This window comes from uncultured Cetobacterium sp. (assembly GCF_945952365.1).
GTDB lineage: Bacteria > Fusobacteriota > Fusobacteriia > Fusobacteriales > Fusobacteriaceae > Cetobacterium_A.
Genome location: NZ_CAMFHX010000013.1, coordinates 1 through 20,428 on the forward strand (window position 1 = coordinate 1; position 20,428 = coordinate 20,428).

Below are 20,428 nucleotides of genomic sequence, written 5' to 3' on the forward strand. Positions count from 1 at the left end.
GCTGACAGAAATTATAGTACCACAATTTTTAAACTTCGTCAACAACTTTTTTTATTTTTTTTTACACAAATTAAATTACAGAGCTTTTTTAATTAATTTTGTCTTCTAAAAAAAATTATGCTAAAATTAAATGACTTTAATTATAATAACTTTTTTAAGGAGGATTTTTATGAATATAGTGCTAATGGAGCCGGAAATTCCATACAATACAGGAAATATAGGGAGAAGCTGCGTTCTTACGAATACTACTCTTCATCTTATAAAGCCTTTAGGGTTTTCTTTAGACGAAAAACAAATTAAAAGATCAGGGCTTGATTACTGGGATATGATAGATTTAAAAGTTTGGGAAAATTACGAGGAATTAAGAGCAGCTTATCCTGATTCAAATTTCTTTTTTGCTACAACTAAAACAACTCAAAAATATTCTGACGTTAAATATGGACCTAACGACTTTATTGTTTTTGGACCTGAATCTAGAGGTATTCCAGCTGAAATAAGAGAAGCTAATACTGAAACTTGTATTACAATTCCTATGATAAAAATGGGAAGATCTTTAAATCTTTCAAACTCAGCAGCTATTGTTCTTTATGAAGCTCTTAGACAAAATGATTTTGATTTAGGAGAATAATATGCTTTCACTCATTGTTGCAATGGATGAAAATAACCTTATCGGTAAAAACAACTATGTGCCTTGGGATATTCCCGAAGATTTAAAAAAATTTAAAGAGGTCACTACTGACAATATTATTATTATGGGAAGAAAAACTTTTCAATCTATAGGACGAGCACTTCCCAACAGAATAAATTTAGTTTTAACAAAAGATAAAAACTTTTCTTCTGATAATGTTGATGTATTTCATTCTCCTGATGAAGCTTTAAGAAAAGCTTTTTCTTTACAGAAAGAGTTAAATAAGAAAATTTTCATTATTGGTGGTAAAACAATCTATGAATATTTTTTACCTCAAATTAACGAGTTGCATATCTCGCATATTAAAGGAAGCTTTTTTGGAGATACTCATTTCCCTGAAATAAATCTTTCAAATTTTAACATAATCGAAGAGATTGAATATAAGGATTTCACTTATCGTCGCTACTTAAAAAACACTTGTAATTTTTAAAAACATGTGTTATATTACACTAGTAATTTTCAAAACTAGGGAGGAATATATACAAATGAACAGATTAAAATTATCATTACTAGCTTTAATCGCTAGTTTAAGTGTTTCTACAATGGGAGCGTCAATAGATCATATTCAAAACTACTCAGCTGAGTATGGAGGGAATCCTGCACAGCAAGGTGCTATAAATGTTGGTTCTACAGTTTACTTTAACCCTGCTGGTCTTATGAGATTAGAAAATGGTACTTACTTTGTTGGGGGGCTTCAGTACGCATTTGGAGATCAAAACATGTCTCAAGACGGAAGAGATTTCTCAACTAACCTAGCGTCACCAATTCCTAACTTTGCTCTTTATAAAAAAACAGATGATGGAGCATACTTCTGGACTGTTGGAGGAGTAGGTGGAGGAGCCACTCTTGAGTATAAGGATAGTATTCCTTTACCGAATCTTGGTAATTTAAACTTCAATGACATTTTAAAAAATACAAATGTTAAAGGATCAAATATGTATGCACAAACAACCTTAGGTAAAGCATATAACTTAACTGACAAATGGTCGGCTTCAGTTGCTCTTAGAGGTGTTTATGGAAAAAGAACTTTAGAGGCTAAAACTACTTTAGGTCAAAATGATGTTTCTATTGACTCTGAAAGAACCGCTGTTGGTTTTGGTGGACAACTTGGATTGAACTATACTCCTAATGATAAATTAAACATCGGATTTAGATATGATACAAAAGTAAATTTAGATTTCGAAACAGAATCTAAAATAAATGATAAAACAAATATGGTTTCTAATGCACTATTGGATATATATCCTGTTTATGCTGACGGACGTAAAACTAGAAGAGACCTACCTGCTTTAGCTGCTTTAGGAGCATCATATAAAGTGACTGACCAATGGACAACATTCATCGGTGGTAACTACTACTTCAACGAATCAGCTACTATGGATAGAGTAGAAAAAATGAACGTTGACTACGATAATGGATGGGAGATATCTGTAGGTTCTGAGTACTGGTTTACAAACCAATTCGCTTGGTTAGTTGGATTCAACTACGCTGATACAGGAGCACCAGATAAGAGTTTCGCTGCAACTGAGTACGCACTTGACTCAACTATGATCGGTACTGGAGTAAAATATAGACCAAACGAAACTATGGAGTGGACAGTAGCATTCAACCACTACTTCTACGACACTAGAACTGTTGAAAATATAAAATATGAAAAGGAAATATCTAGTGTAGGTATTAACTTTGTAAAAAAATTCTAATTTTTTAGGAGGCCTTATGCCAAAAAAAGCTATTTTTAAAAGAGAACAAATACATGCAAAAGCTTTTGAAATGTTTGTTAAATACGGTTTAGATGAAATTACAGCAAGAAATTTAGCTAAAGCTCTACACTGTTCACCAGCACCTATATACAGTTGCTACACATCTATGGATGAACTAAAATTAGAGCTTATCGAAAGAGCTAAAAGCATATTCATGGAATATGTTATGAGACCTGAAACAGATATGGTTTTCCTTAATAGCGGTATTGGACTTTGTACTTTTGCAAGAGAAGAAAAACAACTTTTCAAATCGATTTTCTTAAGAGATAACTCTTATGCTAATCTATTAAAAAAGTTTAGAGATTTAATGAAAGTAGAGATGGAGAAGGACGAAAGATTCAATAACCTACCTACTGAGTTTAAAAATGATCTATTTCTAGATTGTTGGTTATTTGGACACGGTTTAGCAACTTTAATAGCTACCGATTATTTCGAAAACCCAACAAACGAGTTTATCCAAGATAAACTTTTAAATAGTGCTGCTCTTATGCTTTATAAAAGATTAGATGATTTCAGATCAAAAAATATGTAATTAAAAATAACAAACAAAAAAAAGAGACGACCTAATCGGTTGTCTCTTTTTCAATCTCAACATTTATTTTTTCATTTTCTTTTTCTACACTATCTTTTTGCCGCTCAATCTTCAAAGAATACTTAGATCCCAATCCAAATATTATAGTTAAAATTGAAGTGATAAATATATACACAAATAAAATATAATAAAATACACCTTGAGCTAGATACATCGAAAATGTAATTAACACTCCAAAGATAGAATCTATAAATCCATCAAATATTAAAACTCTTTTGATAACTATCAAAGTTCTATTGTCCTCAATACCATCTTTTTCATATACTTTAGTAACCATATGGCTAATTCCTCTAAACATAAGAAACGTTCCAATATAAAATATTATCAAGTATCCTTGTAATTCAACTTTTGATGCCGTAACTTTCTCAATTGCTAAACTAACCTCTTCTATTAAATTTTTTTCAGCAATCAACAACCTATTTGAAAGTAGTATCCATCCAGAAAAAACCTCTATTACTCCCCAGAAAAATATTTCACCCCAATGAAAAGCTCTCTCTCCTATTCCAGAAAAAGAATAAATTAGATTTCCAATCCCAGTCAATAAAAATAAAAATCCCAATACTTTGACAACATCATCTAAAAATATTCCATTCCCTAGTATAACTATAGCTGTATAAAATAAAAATAATACCCCTATCACTATATGATAAAACCATTGTTCTCTTAACGATGCCCTTATCTTAGCTGTTAGCTCTTTATACATGATCTCACCGCCATTTTTTATTTAAAAACTTTCTAATTTCTTATACTCAAAATTTTCTAGCTTTCCTCTTTGACAATTAAAATCACACCTTCACTTCGAAGTTCTAAAAAACAACATTTATATCCTCTGTAGCAAAATACTTCACCCCTGCTTTAATCTCTTTAACAGCTAAAGCTCTCTCTTTTAGTGGTAATTTAAAACTAAAGATTTTTTCATTACTTTTCAACTCACTCTCATCCACAATTTTTACATTATTCGGAATATCATAGCTATCCTCTATATATTCATAACCCTCATATTTCACTTTATTTTTTCCAACAACTAAATTATACTCCTCACTATTTTTCAGAGCCTCTCCAATATATATGTAGTACTCAAATCCCTCTTTCTTATACTCTCCATCTCTAACTACACAAACCTTTTTACCAATCGCTTTATAATATAGCTCTATCGTTTTTATAATGGTATCTACACCTCTTTTATCTCCACAACTAACAACCACGTTTTTTCTTTCTTTAAAAATAGTTCTCAAAACTTTCTTTTGTAAAGAGTTATATTCAAAATCCCCAATCAAAAACATTTTAATATCTTTAAAAATCTGCCCCGCTTCAATCGCCAAACTTTTAAATTCTTTCTCTTTTTCTATTTTGATATGAACATTATAATTTTCCTCTTTTTTCACTATTTTTTCAACTTCAACTTTAAAATCATAATCGTAGTATTCTTTCAATTTTTTCAAAAGAATTTTTGTTTGATTATCTAAAAATCCAATACTATTTCTTCCAACATTTATTGAAACATCATCAGCTACAAAACTAATATTTAACTTTTCATTTTCTATATCTCTTCTTGTATAAAAAATAGATTTTATTGGGAATGTCAAATTGTATAAAGCTTCATATTCAGAATAGTTATTTATAACATTTGCAGATGGTTTTACATCCTCTATGAATATTTTATACTGGTACTTATCCTTATAAGTTTCCATTTTCAATTTAAAAGCTACATCTATCTCTGGGTTATTTAAAATTGTTTCTAACATATCCTCACTGTTAAACCAAACACAGTTTTTTATCTCTACACCATCTTTTATCAAATCCATCATAAGATGATTCTTCTCTTTCCCAATCGCTCTAAAGTTTGCATATTTACAGTTTTTTATTGAAAATAAAGGTGAGGAATTCCCAAATCCATATGGTTCTAATAACGACAATTTATCCATTAAATCAAACGATATTTTTATCATCGATAGCTCACAATCTATCTTTATCGGTTTTTTAGTATCCTCACTACTCAAACTCTCAAAAGCGTATCTATCTATCCTCTCAGAAAACTCCTCTATATTTTCAATAGGAATTGAAAACCCTGCCGCACCTGCATGTCCACCATACTTAACAAAAAGCTCTCTCATCGAATTTAAGGCCTCTATCATATTAAACGCCTCTATACTTCTACATGATGCTGTCGCTATCCCCTCTTCTGGCTTTATCTCCATTATTATAGAGGGTTTATAATATCTATCCAATATCTTAGATGCTACTATTCCTATTACTCCGTGATGAAATTTTTCCTCTGCAACAACTATAACACTTTTTTCATCTAATCTCTTCTCTTCTATTTTTTCTATAGCTTTTTTTAGTATATCCTCTTGGATCTCTTTTCTCTCACTATTCTTATTTATCAAATCATAAATTAAATTATCACAAACTATATGAGAATCACTTACAAACAACTCCACTGCCATTTTTGCATCCTCTAATCTTCCAGCAGCATTAAAAATTGGTGCTATTATAAATCCAACATCATACGTATCGAATTTTTTCTCCATTGGATTTTCATATAACCTTTTCATAAGCATATTAAGGCCTTGCCATTTACTACTTTTCAAAAGCTCTAAACCTCTTTTTACCAACAACCTATTTTCACCCTTTAAAGGGACTATATCGGCTATTGTTCCAATTGCTACTATGTCTAAGTATTTATATATATCATTTTTCTTTCCTAACTCTTTATATAAAGCTAAGAGAAGCATAAAAGCTGTTCCAACTCCTGCAAGATACTTATAATCAGTTTTATTATCAGTTCTTTTAGGATTTATAACTGCGTACGCCGATGGAAACTCATTATTTATTTCATGATGATCAGTTATAATTATATCCATACCTAAAGAGTTACAATGATCTACCTCTGCTATAGATGAAATTCCACAATCAACAGTTATTACTAAATTCCCTCCCTCTCCTTTTATATAACTTAAAGCTTCTTTATTCAACCCGTAACCTTCATCTCTTAAAGGAATATAGTATTTCACATCTAAGCCAATCTCTTTTAACGCTAAATAGCACAGCGACGTTGATGTTATCCCATCCACATCGTAATCTCCATATATCCAAATACTTTCATTTTTACTTTTTGCCTCTAATATTCTTTTAACTCCAGTGTCAACGTCAGCTAAATCACTTGGATTCATTAGATTTTCTAATGTCCCATCTATAAAAAAATTGATTTCCTCTTCAGAGACTACTCCTCTATTGTAAAGTATCTGCTCTATATCTTTATCAATCAACGTATTCCGCTTCTTAAACTCTTCTGATTTATATATCCATTTTGTATTTCTCATTTCGCCGTCCTTTTTTTCTAATTATTAATTATATATTGCACTATAAAAAGAGTAAGTGTAAACAATCTCTTCAATCTCTTTTTGAAACTTTTCATCAGTTATAGTTTCTATTTTCAAATCTCCATCTAATTCAAAATTCAATGTTTTTAAAACTTTCTCGCCATAAAGATATTCTATCAACGTTTTCAAAATCATTCCGTTATGTTTTTCATATATTTCTTTTAAAATTTTACTTCCCATCTCTAAATTTGTTTTAGGATCGAAATATAGTTCCTCGTTTCCTTTAATCATCTCTTCAGGGATACCCATCAACCCAACTCTTCCAAACTTAATATTTTCATTATCAAATCTGCTTTCAGTATACATAACCGTATATATCAAAGATTGTGGAAGAATATAGATTTTTCTAGCACTTTCAACTTCTCTTCTATAAAATTTTGGATATATATAATGCAATAAATTTCTATATCTATAAAACTCTCTTTTAAAATCGTCAACTTTTTCAAAAGCTTCTCTATAAAATCCACTATCTATAAAACTATTTATTATTGTTATTTTATCTTGAGTACTTTCTGAATCTAAATCAAAATTTGCACTCTGAACTGCCACCTCTAAAAGTTCAGATTTTCCCAGCTCTCCAATTTGAGTCAACGCATTTTTTAAGACTTCCTCTTTATAACCATTTTTCATCTCAAAGTTAACTAATGAATTTAGGTAACTTCTTACTACATAATTACTCGTAAAAAAGATATTATAATTCGCTAATTCCCAAGGGTTATCAACTTTCTGAGCTAATTTATTTGAAACCATATAATACAATCCCATCTTAGGATTTTGGGGATAAAGCTCTTTAAACTCATTATAATTTTGTATAAATCTTTTTTTATTTTGTAATTTTATATATATGTCCAATTTTAAACTTTTTATACTTTCATCTTCTTTAGTACTCTTCTCTATTATATCTTTCGCCTTTCTATACTCTTCTAATCGATAATAGATTCTTGCTGTTCTGAATAAAGCTCTATCTCTCAATCTCGAATCTTTTATATTTTCATAATTATAAATAGCTCTTGGAAAATCTCTATTTTGCTCAAATGCTACTCCTCTATAAAAAGCTAATCTTACTTCACCCTCTTCTAATTTATTCGTCAAATCAATCACTTTTCTATTTTCATCCATTCTCAAAAGGCACTCTACATAAACTATTTTTTTATCATAAGGTAAATTTTCAAACCCATCAACCTCTTTCAAAATTTGAATTACTTTTTCATATTTTTTCTTTTCATAGAAATAATCACTAAGTTTTAATAACTCATCTTTTTTAAACTCTTTTAAATATTTAAAATCTTCATTATATTTAACCTGATATAAAACTTTATACTTAGAATTAATTTTTTCTAAAATTTTCAACGCTTTTTTTTCATAAGGTTCTAATTGAGGATCATAGTAATCTAATAACAATCTTTTAAAATATTCTTCTGCTTTTACTTCTTCTCCTTTTTTCAGATATATCTCTCCACTAAAATAATCTCTTCTATATTGAAAATAATTTGTTTTTTTGACTTCTTGTTTCACATACTTCTCTGGAATATAAACTGCTCTTGAAAAATATAAAAGAGCTTCATCTAATTTTCCCATATCCATATAATTTTTAGCTATATAAAATTTAGCATAATTACTCTTTAAAGGATATGAGTAAGGGAAATTCTTTTGATAAACTTCATAAAAAAACAAACTATTTTTATATTCTTTTTTTTCATTCGCTTCTACAGCTTTATTAAAGAATATATAATCATCAATATTGTATGAAAAACTTTTAATTCCAAGGCTCAGTAGCAATATCAAAATCTGTAAATATCTCATTTTTCACTCCTTTAAGTACTTTATATTTTTATTATATCATATAATTTTTACTAAAAAATTTATATTTTCTAAAAAAAATAGTTGAAATTATTTTAAATCTGTATAATAATAAATAATGTTATAATTTTTGTGGGAGGTGATTATTTGGGAATAATTAAAATTTTAGATGAATCTCTTTCGAATATGATTGCGGCCGGGGAAGTTGTAGAAAATCCTGCTAGTTTAATTAAAGAACTATTAGAAAACTCACTTGATGCTGACAGTAAATATATTCGAATTGATATAAAAAAAGGTGGCAAAGATATAAAACTTACAGACGATGGAAAAGGAATGTCTCGAGAAGACCTTCTACTTTGTATTGAAAGACACGCCACTAGTAAGATCTCTTCTAAAGATGATCTTTTCAATCTAAATACATATGGCTTTAGAGGAGAAGCTCTTTCTTCTATTGCTGCTGTTTCTAAAATGATTATCTCAACAAAAAGAAAAGATGATTCTATTGGTCATTCAATCAATGTTTCTGGTGGAAAAATAACAAATCTAAAGGAAATTCAAAAAAGTTCTGGTACTGAAATTGATATTAAAGATCTTTTCTTTAATACTCCTGCTAGATTAAAATTTTTAAGAAAAGACACTACTGAAAACACTAAAATAAAAGAAGTCGTTTTGCAAGAAGCTATTGCAAACCCAAACGTATCAATTATCCTTAGTATCGACGGAAAAGAAAGCCTTCGTACAAGTGGAAAAGGAATTGAAAACACTCTTATTGAACTTTTCGGAGTCTCAACTCTTAAAAATTTAAAAAGCATCGAATTTGGTTATATAGGTAACCTTTCTTTAAGTAGATCTACTAAAGATTTTATTTTCACTTTTATTAACAATAGACCTGTTAAATCTAAAATTATTGAAGAAGCTTTAATTGATGGCTACTATACTCACCTTATGAAGGGAAAGTATCCGTTTGCAATAATCAATCTAAAAGTAGACCCTAAATCTATCGATGTCAATGTTCATCCTTCGAAAAAGATTATTAAGTTTTCAGATGAGAATAAAATCTATCATGAAATTTACTCTGTTATCGAAGCAGCTTTAAATTTCAATAAAGATTTTACTACTCCAACTTTTGAAGTGAAAAAAGAAAATCTAAATTTTGAAGAGTTAGACATCAATACAATAAAAATTTCAAATAACTCAAAAAATTCTTTTGAAAATTTTGAAATTAATGATATAAAAGGAATAGAAGAAGTAAAAAAGGAAAATAAAATTTCTTTAGAAAATAGTAATATGTTTTCTCCTATAAAAGTTGAAGAGAAAAAATTAGCTCTTACAATAGAAGAACATAATACACCTACAATGCATTTTGAAGAGACAAAAGCAGAAAATGAAAAAACATTAATTGAAGTAAAAAGTTTTAACGAAACAACCACTAAAGAGTTGCCAAAAGAAGAGATTAATGAAGTAAGTTTACAAAATATTAGGGTTATTGGACAGTTTTCAAACTCTTTTATCTTAGTTGAAGAAGATAACGGCTTAATCGTTTACGATCAACATATTGTCCATGAAAGAATTCTATATGAAAAACTGAAAGCTGAATATGAAGATCATAAAATCTCATCACAAGCTTTATTAGTTCCTATAAAAATCTCTTTAACATTAAAACAAATAGAACTACTTAAAGATAAAATTAAATTCTTTGAAGATTTTGGTTTTGAAATAGATCAATTTAATGATTTAGACTTTTTAATTAGAGCTGTTCCAACTTTAAAAACGAAAGATTCTTTTGAAAATATATTTTTCGAAATTCTTGAAGGATTAAATAAGGTTAACTCAAAAAATGAAGTGATTGAAAGTATGATCATTTCAATGTCTTGTAGAGGTGCTATCAAAGCAAATGAAAAACTAAGTATTTCTGAAATGGAAAAGCTTATACTCGAACTTCATAAAATAGGCCGTTTTACTTGCCCCCATGGCAGACCAATAACATTCAAAATAAACCTATTAGATATGGAGAAAGGATTTAAAAGAAAATGAACATAAATATTATTTGTATTGGAAAAATTAAAGAAAAATATATACTAGATGGTATACAAGAGTTTTCTAAAAGGCTTCAAGCCTTTGGTAAACTAAAAGTTTTTGAATTAAAAGAGGATGGAAATGATTCGAATAGAAATATCTCTATCGAAAAAGAATCTAAGGCTATTCTTGAAACTTTAGAAAAAAACAAAGGATTTAAAATTCTATTAGATATTAGTGGAAAGAATTTCTCTTCAGAAGAGATGGCTAATCACATAGAAAAAATAGCTGTCAATGGTGACAGTACTATCAACTTTATAATCGGTGGTTCTTATGGTGTCTCAGATGAGATTAGAAAAATTTCTGATTTAAGATTAAGTTTTTCTAAAATGACTTTCCCACACCAACTAATGAGATTGATACTAATTGAACAAATATACAGATGGTTTAGTATAATAAAAAATACTAAGTACCATAAATAAGTTATTTTATTATTTTATTTTTATAAATTTTAGGAGGAAACAATGTATTCGCAAGGAGAAACTTTTTATCACAATATCGATGACGAGGAGTTCGAAATAACTGTCTTAGAAAATCTTATTATCAGGGATAAGGAATACCTTATAACTGAAGATACTGATGGAACTAACTATATATTTTTATATGATGAAGACGAGGATGATTTAGTTCCTGTCGATGACTCTAACGAAATTAATTCTGTTTTAGATTTCTGGAAAGAGGAATATTTAGGAGCAGATAATATCGGAGATTGGGATGATGACGAATATTATGATCGTGAAGATTCTTATGATCATGGTGATTATTATGATATGGGATATGATGATGATGAGAAGGATTACTATTAATGGCTAAGATCGTTATTAACAGTCTTGATTCTTTTGGTGAAGAAATATCTCAAAAAATGATTGCTCAGAAAGTAGTTTCAGATGAATTTACTACTTTCTCTTATGATAATAAATATGGAAAAGGTGAAATAAGAATATCCCCTTATTTTGCTGAGTTTTTCAAATTTGGTGAGATTGAAAGTACTCTTATAGTTAAACCGAATTCAAAAACTAATTTTATCTACAACACACCGTATTTAAAAAAGAATTTTACAGTTTTTTGTAAAAAATACGTTTATTCTGAAAATAAGTTGACAATTGCCTATATTATATACGATAATAGTATAGAGATAAACCAACTAGAGATTGAAATAATCGAAGTACAATAAAAGTTAGAATAGAGCAATCTCTTTGCTCTATTTTTTATTAAAGGAGGGGTAAATGAAAAAAATATTTTTAGTTTCTACAACAGCATTGATTCTTTTTAGTTGTACTAATCTTCAGACACAACTTCCAAAACAAACTCAAGTTGTTGTTCCTAGTGTTAAAAATCCAGTTTTACAGCAGGATAGTTTTTTCCTGAATGAATCTGGAGTAGCTTATTTATATGATTTGACTCAGAGAGATTTGGCTTCAAATTCTATTCGTGAGTATCTACCATCTCAAATAATGGCTCCTGTAGAAGTCTATGCTGGTGAGACACTAATTATTAACAACATTAATGCTGATAGAGTGAAAATGATTTCTTCTCCTATTAAAAGTGACTATACTTTTAATATAACTAATAACTCTTTAAATTTTAACAGCTTATATCAAGGTGAGTATGTAGCTGAAATTTATAGAGGCTTCACTTATATTGGTACTGTTAAGATAAAAAATAAATTGAAATATAATTTTACTGAGAAAGATAATTATGCTATAATTTTAAACAGCTACAACAATAAAAATTTAGATTTATTGGTTAAAAGTGCCCATCTATATCTAACTGCTTTCCCTACGAATAGCAATCAAAAAGATGTAGCTTTTATGGTGCTTGACCTAAGTTCTACAAGTGAAAATAAAGTCTTAATTAATAAAGAGATTAGGTATCTAAAAGAGAATTTCTCTCTTAATGAGGATGAAAAGATAAAACTTCTAAGCTTTGAAGAGAAAGCAACTTCTGGAAGTTTTGTTATTAATAACTACTATTTAGATTATAATAGAAATAATCTAAAATTAAATACTGAAATAGTGAGAGCTATTAAAGCTAAAAATAGTGCTACATTAGATGAATTACAATTTTTAGAAAAATTCTACAGCGACGCCCAGAGTCCTGAGCTTGCTACACTGATTGGTTCTTTATATTCACAAAATGGTGACAAGGATAAAGGTAACTACTACCTTAGCTTAGCTGGTTCTACTAGTGCACCATCTTTAATAACTACACCAACAGAAATTCCTACTTCGACATTGATAGATCAAACAGAAAACGATGCAATCCCTGTTATTTCATCATCATCTGATTCTTCTAAAGACATGGCAAATGGAATAGAAGCTCTTAATCGTAAAAGTTATAATGAAGCATTAATATTCTTTAATAAAGCTCAAAATTCCTCTACTAATATATCTGAACTTAACTTCTATCGTGGAAAAACATATTTCTCAATGAATAATTTTGACAAAGCTCTAACAGACTTTGAAAAAATAAATGTTCTTGATGAAAATACATCTGAACTTTACTATTACTTAGGAGTTATTTATCATAAAAAAGGGGATATTGAAAAAGCTAAAGATTACTTAAGAAAGTCTAGAGAAAATAACCCAAGCAACACTTGGGGTAGAAAAAGTAGCATATATTTATTGAAACTATAAATTTTAAAAAAGGGAGAAAAAATATGGAAAAATACTTTGACAGAGTTGCAAAAGAACGTCTTGTAATGGAGCAATGGGATAAAATAAAAGAGATTGAAGCTCTTGGAGTTTACCCATTCGGAAAGAAATATGATAAAGTTCATATGGTTGGAGATCTTTTAGTATCTTCTCCAGAAACAGAGACTACTTTCAAAACAGCAGGAAGAATCATGGGATTCAGAGAGCAAGGTAAAGCTGTATTTGCTCATATAGAAGACCAAACTGGAAAAATCCAAGTTTATATCAGACAAGACCAAATAGGTGAAGAAGCCTTCGAAATAGTTAAAAAATTAGGAGCTGGAGACATCATCGGTGTTGAAGGAGCTTTATTCATGACTCAAAAAGGTGAGTTAACTTTAAGAGGTTCTCAAGTTGAATTACTTTCTAAAAACGTGAGAGCTCTTCCTGAGAAATTCCATGGATTAACTGATGTAGAAACTAGATACAGAAAAAGATATTTAGATTTAATCATGAACAGAGAAGTAAAAGAAACTTTCATGAAAAGAGTTAGAATCATAAACGGAGTTAGAGAGTTTTTAAATAAAAAGAACTTCTTAGAAGTTGAAACTCCTATGATGCACCCTATTGTTGGAGGAGCTGCTGCAAGACCATTCATCACTCACCATAACGCTTTAGATATGGAATTATACTTAAGAATAGCTCCAGAGCTTTACTTAAAAAGATTAATAATTGGTGGATTTGATAAGGTTTATGAAATTAACAGAAACTTCAGAAACGAAGGAATGTCAACAAGACATAATCCTGAGTTCACTATGATGGAACTATACCAAGCTTACGCTGATTATAACGATATGATGGATTTAACTGAAAGCTTATTCCAATTCCTAGCAACTGATGTTTTAGGAACTACTACTATTGAGTACAATGGAAAAGAGATTAACCTTGATAAATTCAACAGAATTCACATGGTTGATATGATTAAAGATATTACTGGTGCTGACTTCTGGCAAAACTTAACAGTTGAAGAAGCTAAAGCTTTAGCTAAAGAAAACAACGTTCACGTTGCTGATCATATGACTACAGTTGGACATATAATCAATGAATTCTTCGAGCAAAAATGTGAAGAGCATATTGTTCAACCTACATTTATCTATGGACATCCAGTTGAAATCTCTCCTCTAGCTAAAAGAAATGCTGAGGATGGAAGATTTACTGACAGATTCGAATTATTTATTGATGCTAGAGAATATGCTAACGCATTCTCTGAGTTAAATGATCCAGCTGACCAAAGAGGAAGATTAGAAGCTCAAGTTGAAGAAGCTTTACTAGGAAATGATGAAGCTACTGCTGTTATTGATGACGATTACATTGAAGCTTTAGAGTATGCTTTACCTCCAACTGGTGGATTAGGTATCGGTATCGATAGAATGATTATGCTTCTTACTGGTGCACCATCAATAAGAGACGTTATCCTTTTCCCTCAAATGAAAAGAAAAGACTAATTTTTAAATTTAGAGGTGTTCCTTTGGAGCACCTCTTTAATATTTTTTATAGACAATTTAAATTGGAGGACTACTAATGTTGTACGAATTTCTTATTATTTTAAGCGTTAACTATCTTGGAGTTATTTTAGAAAAAATGTTGCACCTGCCCACTCCAGGTACTGTAAATGGTTTAGTTTTACTTTTTGTTTTTCTAACTTTAAAGTGGATTAAATTAGATTCTATTAAAAATGTCGGTGATTTTTTCATTGCTAATATGATTATAACCTTTATTCCACCTAGTGTTAAACTTTTAGATGTTGTAGATATATTAAAAACTGATTTTTTTAAATTAGTTTTACTTTTAGTTTTAACAACATTAATTACTATGGTTGTTACAGCTTTATTTGTTGATTTTATGATGAGGGGGAAAAAATAAATGAAAGAGATATTTTTTGACAATGCATTTTTTGGAATTTTTATAAGTTTAATTGCTTTTAAATTAGGAAAGGATATCTTTAATAAATTTAAGCTTCCAATTTTAAATCCAATTTTAGTTGCCTTAGTTATTATTTTATCAATAATGAAAATTTTTGATATTCCTACATCTTATTATAATAAAGGTGGTGATATTTTAGGATTCTTTATCGCTCCTGCAACTGTTTGTTTAGCTATCCCTCTTTATAAAGAGTTAGAAAGCCTTAAAAAACACTATAAAATTATTTTAATTGGGTCTTTGGTTGGATCTATAACTGCAATAGTCTCTGTTTTAGCTTTAGGAAAATTGCTTCACATTCAAGATGTTATTCTTTTATCTTTTGTTCCTAAATCTATAACAACTCCAATTGGAATTGAAGTAAGTAAACTTCTTGGTGGAATTCCTGCTATAACTGTTTTCGCTATTATGGTAACTGGAATAACTGGAAATATATTTGCTCCTTTTATGTTAAAACTATTTAAAATTGAAAATGCAATTGCTAAAGGCCTTGGAATTGGTATATCGAGTCATGCTGTTGGAACAAGTAAAGCCATTGAAATGGGAGAGGTTGAAGGAGCTATGAGTGCTTTATCTATTGTTATAGCTGGAATTATAACAATTTTTATTGCTCCAATTATTCTAAAAATCATTTGGTAAATAAAAAATCCCTCCTGGGGGGGAGGGTTTTTTATAACACGGGGGAGTGTTAAAAAATAAAAAAGATTAAAATAGATTTTTGGGGGGTATATAGATCTATTCAATCAAATTCGGTCTTGTATTTAGTATATAATAAGAACACTTTTATGTCAAGTTTTTTTTCTGAACATTTTTTTATTTTCCTTTGTTCTGTTTCAAATGTTTTTTAAATACTTTTTGTATAAAAAAAGAAAAGAATGGATTAAATCCATTCTTTATACTAAACCTTTTTTTATCATTGCTAAAGCATACTGATGAGCATCTACTGTTGCACTAGCATAAGCAAATTTTGTTTCTCCTTCGAAAAATCCATTTAATAATACTTGCTGTTGCTCGTCTATATTCATCGTTAACCTTTCAATAGTTAATATTCCTTCTTTAAACTCTTCTAATAACGCATTATAAACTGCATCAAATGTACTATCATATATTTCATTTTGTATCTCTTCAAAAAACATATTTTTTACACCCCTTTTTGGTATAGTTTCTTTACTTTTGTATGTTATCATTTTTTATTAATTTTGTCAACAATTATCCTATATATGCTATTTCAAAGTTTTGATGAACTCCTAAAAACTTTGTTTTCAACTCTTTATAGTTATCTTTCAAATATAACATCTGACTGAATAAGCCTTGCGATGCGTTTTTTATAGTTAATTTATTCTTCAATTCATTTCCATATTCATTCCATAAATTAGTAAAAAGTACGTATAAAAATACTAATGTCGTTGCTTGAATTCCTGCAAAATCAAGTACAACCTCTTCCTCTTTTTTTAAAATCTCTTTTATTTTTTCGTAAAAACTTTTAGCTTTATCTGGATTTATAAGCATTGAACTCTTAAAGTATTTTTTTAATTTTATTTTCATAAGATTGTTTTCTCCTGTATTTAGTTTGTCTGATCAAAATGATTTGTATCTATCGTATACTCTCTTTTTCCTATCAGCTTTCCATTTTGATTGTAGTAATTCCAAATTCCTATTGCTTGACCATTATTAAAATTCCCTACTATATGAGGCTTTCCATTTTCATGATAAAGCCTAAATAATCCGTGATCTTTTCCTTTTAAATAATATGTCTGAAATGTTTTATGGCCATCCTGACTATATAAAACATATTTTCCGTTTAATTCTCCATTTCTCCAATTTTCTATTGATTTTATTTTACCATTTGTATAAAAAGACAACCACTTCCCTTCTGGTACACCATTTTTGTAAAACTCTCTATCGTTCTGAAATGTCACCATTCCCGTAAAAGGAGTCCTATTATTTTTGACGAAAATTTTTCCGTTTTTGTTTAAAATTTTAGAGTATTCCACTTGTGAGTATCTAGCAAAAGTTATTTGCACCAATAAAATAAAAGCTATTGATATTTTTTTTATCATTTTAATCCCTCACTATTTTCTTTCTACATCTATTATTTTTACTGCTTTTTCCATTTTATGTTTAACTACTTTTCTATCATAAATAAATATACCTACAAATGCCGCTATTAAACTTATAAAACTTGTAGCTATTGTTTTTCCCTCTGTTAATCCAAACTTACTGCCCATATAATATCCTAAAAACATAAATATCAATGGAATTATATATACTATCATAGCTGCCTTAAAAACTTGATTATCTTCCATTTCAAATGTTATCACATCTCCGATACTAATGTCATTTCTATCAGATATAAATGTAAAGGTATTTGCTATTTTTGCACTTTCACTACAATTATTACAGTGAGAACATGCACTCTCTTTATACATTGAAATAACCAGTTTATTCCCCATTTTATCCTTCACTAAACCACTACTTTTCATTGTCTGCTCCTTATTGAAATGATTATATTGAAATGATTATATTGAAATTATAACATATTTTTTTATAGAACTTAATTTTTTTGTAATAAAAAAAAGGTAAGAAAAAAATCTTACCTGTAATTTACATATTTTGAATAAATTTTATAATTTTTCGTGTAGTGTTCCACCAACAGCACACTTACATCCCATACCTACTTCTACACATCTACTTGGATCAATATAAACTACATCCCATCCATCATCTTCGTCGCCATATCCAACTTCACCTATGAACATTAACTCAAGCCCTTTTGCTTTTAATTCCTCTTCACTTTGTCCTATCTTTTTTAAAAATTCTTCTTTAGTTAACATATGCGTCACTCCTAGTTTGTTTATTATCTGACTCAATAATACACCATTTTCGTGTAGTTGTCAACATGCAATTTGTTTTTTTTAAAAGTATTTTTTGAGTTTTAATTTCTAGTAAAAAATGTTATAATATTTTTTGGTAATACAAATATAGAAATGAGGTAAATAATGAAAGTTTTAGTTATAGGTGACGTTGTAGGGAATCCTGGTAGAAAAACTTTAAAAGCATATCTTGATAAATACAAAAACAACTATGATTTTATAATTGTTAATGGAGAGAATGCTGCTGCTGGATTCGGAATCACTGCAAAGCTTTGTGATGAAATTTTAGATTGGGGAGTAAACATTATTACAAGTGGAAATCACATTTGGGATAAGAGAGAAATTTATGATTATTTAGATAGAAGTAATAGACTTCTTCGTCCACATAATTATCCTAGTGGTGTGCCTGGAAATGGTTACTCTATTTTAAAAGATAGAAAAGGAAATAAGATTGCTGTTGTGTCACTTCAAGGAAGAGTTTTTATGCCTCCAATTGATTGCCCATTTACAACGGCTAATGCTCTTATCGAAGAGATCAGAAAAGAATGTAAACACATTATAATAGATTTCCACGCTGAAGCTACTTCAGAAAAATTAGCTCTTGCGAACTACTTAGATGGAAAAGTTTCTGTAGTTTATGGAACACATACACATGTTCAAACTGCAGATAATAAAATTTTATTAGAAGGTACTGGTTATATCAGTGATGTTGGAATGACTGGTTCTGATAACGGTATTATAGGAATGAAAAAAGAATCAATCATCCCTAAATTCTTAACTGCTTTACCACAAAAATTCGACATTGCCGAAGGTAAAGAAAGAATTAATGGATTAGACATTGAACTAGATGATGAAACTGGTGAATGTACAAAAATTGAAAGAATCAACCTTTCTCTTATCGAGTTAGGAATATTTAATTAGGACGGTTTTTATGAAAGTTGTTGAAATAAAAGTTATATTTGATAGTGATAGTATCGATGATACTCAAAAAGAAGTTTGTGATATATTTTATGGATTTGGAGCTACTGGTTTAAAAATTGATGAACCATTAAAAACTAAAAATCCTTTAGATTTTTATAAAGATGAAAAGCAATTTTTAATGGTAGATTATGCAGTTTCTGCATATTTCCCAATGAATCCTTATTCTCAAAGAAGAAATGACCTTATAAAGGCTGCTTTCGAAGAGAGATTCAATGATAGAGATGATGTAGTTTTCACTATAGATTTCTATGAGTATGATGAGGAAGATTATCAAAACAGTTGGAAAAAATACCTTTACCCTGAAAAGGTTAGTGAAAAGTTTGTTGTAAAGCCTACTTGGAGAGAATATGAACCTGAAGAGAATGAGTTAGTTATTGAATTAGATCCTGGAAGAGCTTTTGGTACTGGGTCTCATCCTACAACATCTCTTTGCTTAAAAATAATGGAAGAAAATATAAATCCTGGAAACACTGTTATCGATGTGGGAACAGGATCAGGAATATTAATGATTGCTGCTGAAAAATTAGGAGCGACTGATATCTATGGAACTGATATTGATGAGTTAGCTGTTGAAGCTACAAAAGAAAATTTAGAGTTAAATAAAATTTCAGAAAAAAATGCTCAAGTTTTCTTAGGAGATTTAATCTCAGTTGTTCAAGATAAACAATTTGATGTTGTTGTAGCTAATATCTTAGCTGATGTTATTTTACTTCTTTTAAAAGATATCTTTAAAGTTGTAAAAAAAGATGGTTTAATTATATTCTCTGGAATTATTGAAGATAAATTACCAGAAATAGTTAAACAAGTAGAGGAAAAAGGTCTTGAAATACTAGAAATCAAAAGAGATAAAGAGTGGAGAGCTCTTCTTATCAAAGCTTAGGGAGGATTTTTATGAAGAATTATATCATTGCATTAGATGGTCCTGCTGGTAGCGGAAAAAGTACTATCGCCAAAGTAATTGCTAAAAATTTTGGTTTAACATACCTTGATACTGGAGCTATGTACAGAATGGTAGCCCTTTATATTCTTGAAAATAATATTGATTTTCATACTCAAAGTGATGTTGAGAAAATTTTAGATAATATAAAGGTAGATATAATCGGAGATAAATTTATATTAAATAATGAAGATGTCTCTTTAAAAATTAGAACTCCTGAAGTAACTAAAATAGTTTCTCCAGTTTCAGCTATTAAAGCTGTTAGAACTAAATTAGTAGATTTACAAAGAGAGATCAGTCATGGTAAAAAAGTTATTTTAGATGGTAGAGATATTGGAACAGTTGTATTTCCAAATGCTGATTTAAAAGTGTTTCTAATAGCCTCTGCTGAAGAAAGAGCTAAAAGAAGAGTAAGAGATTACGCTTCTAGAGGAATAAATGAAGATTTTGAAACTGTTCTAAAGGATATTTTAGAAAGAGATCACACAGATTCTACAAGAAAAGAGAGTCCATTAAAAAAAGCTGATGATGCTGTTGAAGTCGATACAAGTTTCATGAATATAGAAGAGAGTGTCGCTGCTATAGCAAATCTAATCCAAACTAAAATTGGAGGATAATAATGCTTTACAATTTAGTAAGAAGTTTTTTATATCCTTTTATACTTATTTTTTTACTTTTTAAACCCAAAAAGATGAAATTTGTTTTTACTCGATTTTTTCAAGATA

23 protein-coding genes are annotated in these 20,428 nt (G+C 29.1%); 15 read left to right on the plus strand and 8 right to left on the minus strand.

From position 1 onward, the window contains the following. Positions 1 to 169: 169 nt before the first annotated feature. From Q0O83_RS06100 to Q0O83_RS06115, 4 genes are read left to right on the plus strand one after another with little or no spacing between them, the layout of a single operon-like run. A complete protein-coding gene (locus tag Q0O83_RS06100; RefSeq protein WP_294095181.1) occupies positions 170 to 628 on the plus strand; it encodes a tRNA (cytidine(34)-2'-O)-methyltransferase in 459 nt (152 codons plus the stop codon). Between the two features lies 1 nt (position 629). Continuing rightward, positions 630 to 1,118 carry a dihydrofolate reductase gene (locus tag Q0O83_RS06105; RefSeq protein WP_294095183.1) on the plus strand — a complete coding sequence of 163 codons (489 nt, stop codon included), beginning with the start codon at positions 630 to 632 and terminating at the stop codon, positions 1,116 to 1,118. A gap of 55 nt (positions 1,119 to 1,173) precedes the next feature. Beyond that, positions 1,174 to 2,388, plus strand: a complete 1,215-nt coding sequence (locus Q0O83_RS06110) for an outer membrane protein transport protein (protein ID WP_294095185.1) — start codon at positions 1,174 to 1,176, stop codon at positions 2,386 to 2,388. A gap of 16 nt (positions 2,389 to 2,404) precedes the next feature. Then, a complete protein-coding gene (locus Q0O83_RS06115; RefSeq protein ID WP_294095188.1) occupies positions 2,405 to 2,980 on the plus strand; it encodes a TetR/AcrR family transcriptional regulator in 576 nt (191 codons plus the stop codon). A gap of 31 nt (positions 2,981 to 3,011) precedes the next feature. Here the strand turns inward: Q0O83_RS06115 and Q0O83_RS06120 are convergent, their stop codons facing one another. From Q0O83_RS06120 to Q0O83_RS06130, 3 genes are all read right to left on the minus strand, one after another. After that, complete coding sequence (locus tag Q0O83_RS06120; protein WP_294095190.1) at positions 3,012 to 3,743, minus strand: hypothetical protein; 732 nt, start codon at positions 3,741 to 3,743, stop codon at positions 3,012 to 3,014. Positions 3,744 to 3,846: 103 nt separating this feature from the next. Next, a complete protein-coding gene (gene recJ / locus Q0O83_RS06125) occupies positions 3,847 to 6,363 on the minus strand; it encodes a single-stranded-DNA-specific exonuclease RecJ (RefSeq protein ID WP_294095193.1) in 2,517 nt (838 codons plus the stop codon). Between the two features lie 24 nt (positions 6,364 to 6,387). Beyond that, the gene (locus Q0O83_RS06130; protein WP_294095195.1) at positions 6,388 to 8,226 is read right to left on the minus strand and encodes a transglycosylase SLT domain-containing protein; all 1,839 of its coding nucleotides are present in this window, start codon (positions 8,224 to 8,226) and stop codon (positions 6,388 to 6,390) included. A gap of 144 nt (positions 8,227 to 8,370) precedes the next feature. Here Q0O83_RS06130 and mutL point away from each other — a divergent pair, with 144 nt between their 5' ends. The 8 genes from mutL (at position 8,371) to Q0O83_RS06170 (ending at position 15,551) form a co-directional block, all read left to right on the plus strand. Beyond that, entirely contained in the window at positions 8,371 to 10,257 is a 1,887-nt protein-coding gene (gene mutL, locus Q0O83_RS06135) for a DNA mismatch repair endonuclease MutL (RefSeq protein ID WP_294095198.1), read from the plus strand. Next, complete coding sequence (gene rlmH, locus Q0O83_RS06140; RefSeq protein WP_294095199.1) at positions 10,254 to 10,721, plus strand: 23S rRNA (pseudouridine(1915)-N(3))-methyltransferase RlmH; 468 nt, start codon at positions 10,254 to 10,256, stop codon at positions 10,719 to 10,721. The genes mutL and rlmH overlap by 4 nt, the downstream gene beginning before the upstream one ends. A gap of 42 nt (positions 10,722 to 10,763) precedes the next feature. Then, positions 10,764 to 11,105, plus strand: coding sequence for a hypothetical protein (locus Q0O83_RS06145; RefSeq protein ID WP_294095201.1), 342 nt, complete (start codon positions 10,764 to 10,766; stop codon positions 11,103 to 11,105). After that, on the plus strand, positions 11,105 to 11,473 hold the full coding sequence (locus Q0O83_RS06150) for a DUF1934 family protein (protein WP_294095203.1): 369 nt from the start codon (positions 11,105 to 11,107) through the stop codon (positions 11,471 to 11,473). Before Q0O83_RS06145 ends, Q0O83_RS06150 begins: the two co-directional genes overlap by 1 nt. Before the next feature lie 52 nt (positions 11,474 to 11,525). Beyond that, on the plus strand, positions 11,526 to 12,935 hold the full coding sequence (locus Q0O83_RS06155) for a tetratricopeptide repeat protein (protein WP_294095205.1): 1,410 nt from the start codon (positions 11,526 to 11,528) through the stop codon (positions 12,933 to 12,935). A 23-nt stretch (positions 12,936 to 12,958) separates the two neighbouring features. Continuing rightward, positions 12,959 to 14,437: a lysine--tRNA ligase gene (gene lysS, locus Q0O83_RS06160; protein ID WP_294095207.1), complete on the plus strand. Its 1,479-nt coding sequence runs from the start codon at positions 12,959 to 12,961 to the stop codon at positions 14,435 to 14,437. Between the two features lie 76 nt (positions 14,438 to 14,513). Next, complete coding sequence (locus Q0O83_RS06165; protein WP_294095209.1) at positions 14,514 to 14,855, plus strand: CidA/LrgA family protein; 342 nt, start codon at positions 14,514 to 14,516, stop codon at positions 14,853 to 14,855. Next, complete coding sequence (locus tag Q0O83_RS06170) at positions 14,856 to 15,551, plus strand: LrgB family protein (protein WP_294095211.1); 696 nt, start codon at positions 14,856 to 14,858, stop codon at positions 15,549 to 15,551. It abuts the gene before it with no gap. Between the two features lie 254 nt (positions 15,552 to 15,805). Here the strand turns inward: Q0O83_RS06170 and Q0O83_RS06175 are convergent, their stop codons facing one another. The 5 genes from Q0O83_RS06175 to Q0O83_RS06195 form a co-directional block, all read right to left on the minus strand. Further along, a complete protein-coding gene (locus Q0O83_RS06175; RefSeq protein ID WP_294095349.1) occupies positions 15,806 to 16,048 on the minus strand; it encodes a hypothetical protein in 243 nt (80 codons plus the stop codon). A 73-nt stretch (positions 16,049 to 16,121) separates the two neighbouring features. Continuing rightward, the gene (locus Q0O83_RS06180; protein ID WP_294095214.1) at positions 16,122 to 16,457 is read right to left on the minus strand and encodes an STAS-like domain-containing protein; all 336 of its coding nucleotides are present in this window, start codon (positions 16,455 to 16,457) and stop codon (positions 16,122 to 16,124) included. Positions 16,458 to 16,477: 20 nt separating this feature from the next. Then, the gene (locus Q0O83_RS06185) at positions 16,478 to 16,972 is read right to left on the minus strand and encodes a toxin-antitoxin system YwqK family antitoxin (RefSeq protein ID WP_294095217.1); all 495 of its coding nucleotides are present in this window, start codon (positions 16,970 to 16,972) and stop codon (positions 16,478 to 16,480) included. Positions 16,973 to 16,984: 12 nt separating this feature from the next. Then, positions 16,985 to 17,395 (minus strand): SoxR reducing system RseC family protein, encoded by a 411-nt coding sequence (locus tag Q0O83_RS06190; RefSeq protein WP_294095219.1) that lies wholly within the window; start codon positions 17,393 to 17,395, stop codon positions 16,985 to 16,987. Positions 17,396 to 17,536: 141 nt separating this feature from the next. Beyond that, positions 17,537 to 17,746, minus strand: coding sequence for a hypothetical protein (locus Q0O83_RS06195; RefSeq protein ID WP_294095222.1), 210 nt, complete (start codon positions 17,744 to 17,746; stop codon positions 17,537 to 17,539). Positions 17,747 to 17,911: 165 nt separating this feature from the next. On the opposite strand from Q0O83_RS06195, the gene Q0O83_RS06200 reads away from it, so the two are divergent. From Q0O83_RS06200 to cmk, 3 genes are read left to right on the plus strand one after another with little or no spacing between them, the layout of a single operon-like run. Beyond that, positions 17,912 to 18,706 (plus strand): TIGR00282 family metallophosphoesterase, encoded by a 795-nt coding sequence (locus Q0O83_RS06200; protein ID WP_294095224.1) that lies wholly within the window; start codon positions 17,912 to 17,914, stop codon positions 18,704 to 18,706. A gap of 10 nt (positions 18,707 to 18,716) precedes the next feature. Further along, complete coding sequence (gene prmA / locus Q0O83_RS06205; protein ID WP_294095227.1) at positions 18,717 to 19,646, plus strand: 50S ribosomal protein L11 methyltransferase; 930 nt, start codon at positions 18,717 to 18,719, stop codon at positions 19,644 to 19,646. An 11-nt stretch (positions 19,647 to 19,657) separates the two neighbouring features. Beyond that, positions 19,658 to 20,320 (plus strand): (d)CMP kinase, encoded by a 663-nt coding sequence (gene cmk / locus Q0O83_RS06210; RefSeq protein ID WP_294095230.1) that lies wholly within the window; start codon positions 19,658 to 19,660, stop codon positions 20,318 to 20,320. Positions 20,321 to 20,428 lie beyond the last annotated feature (108 nt).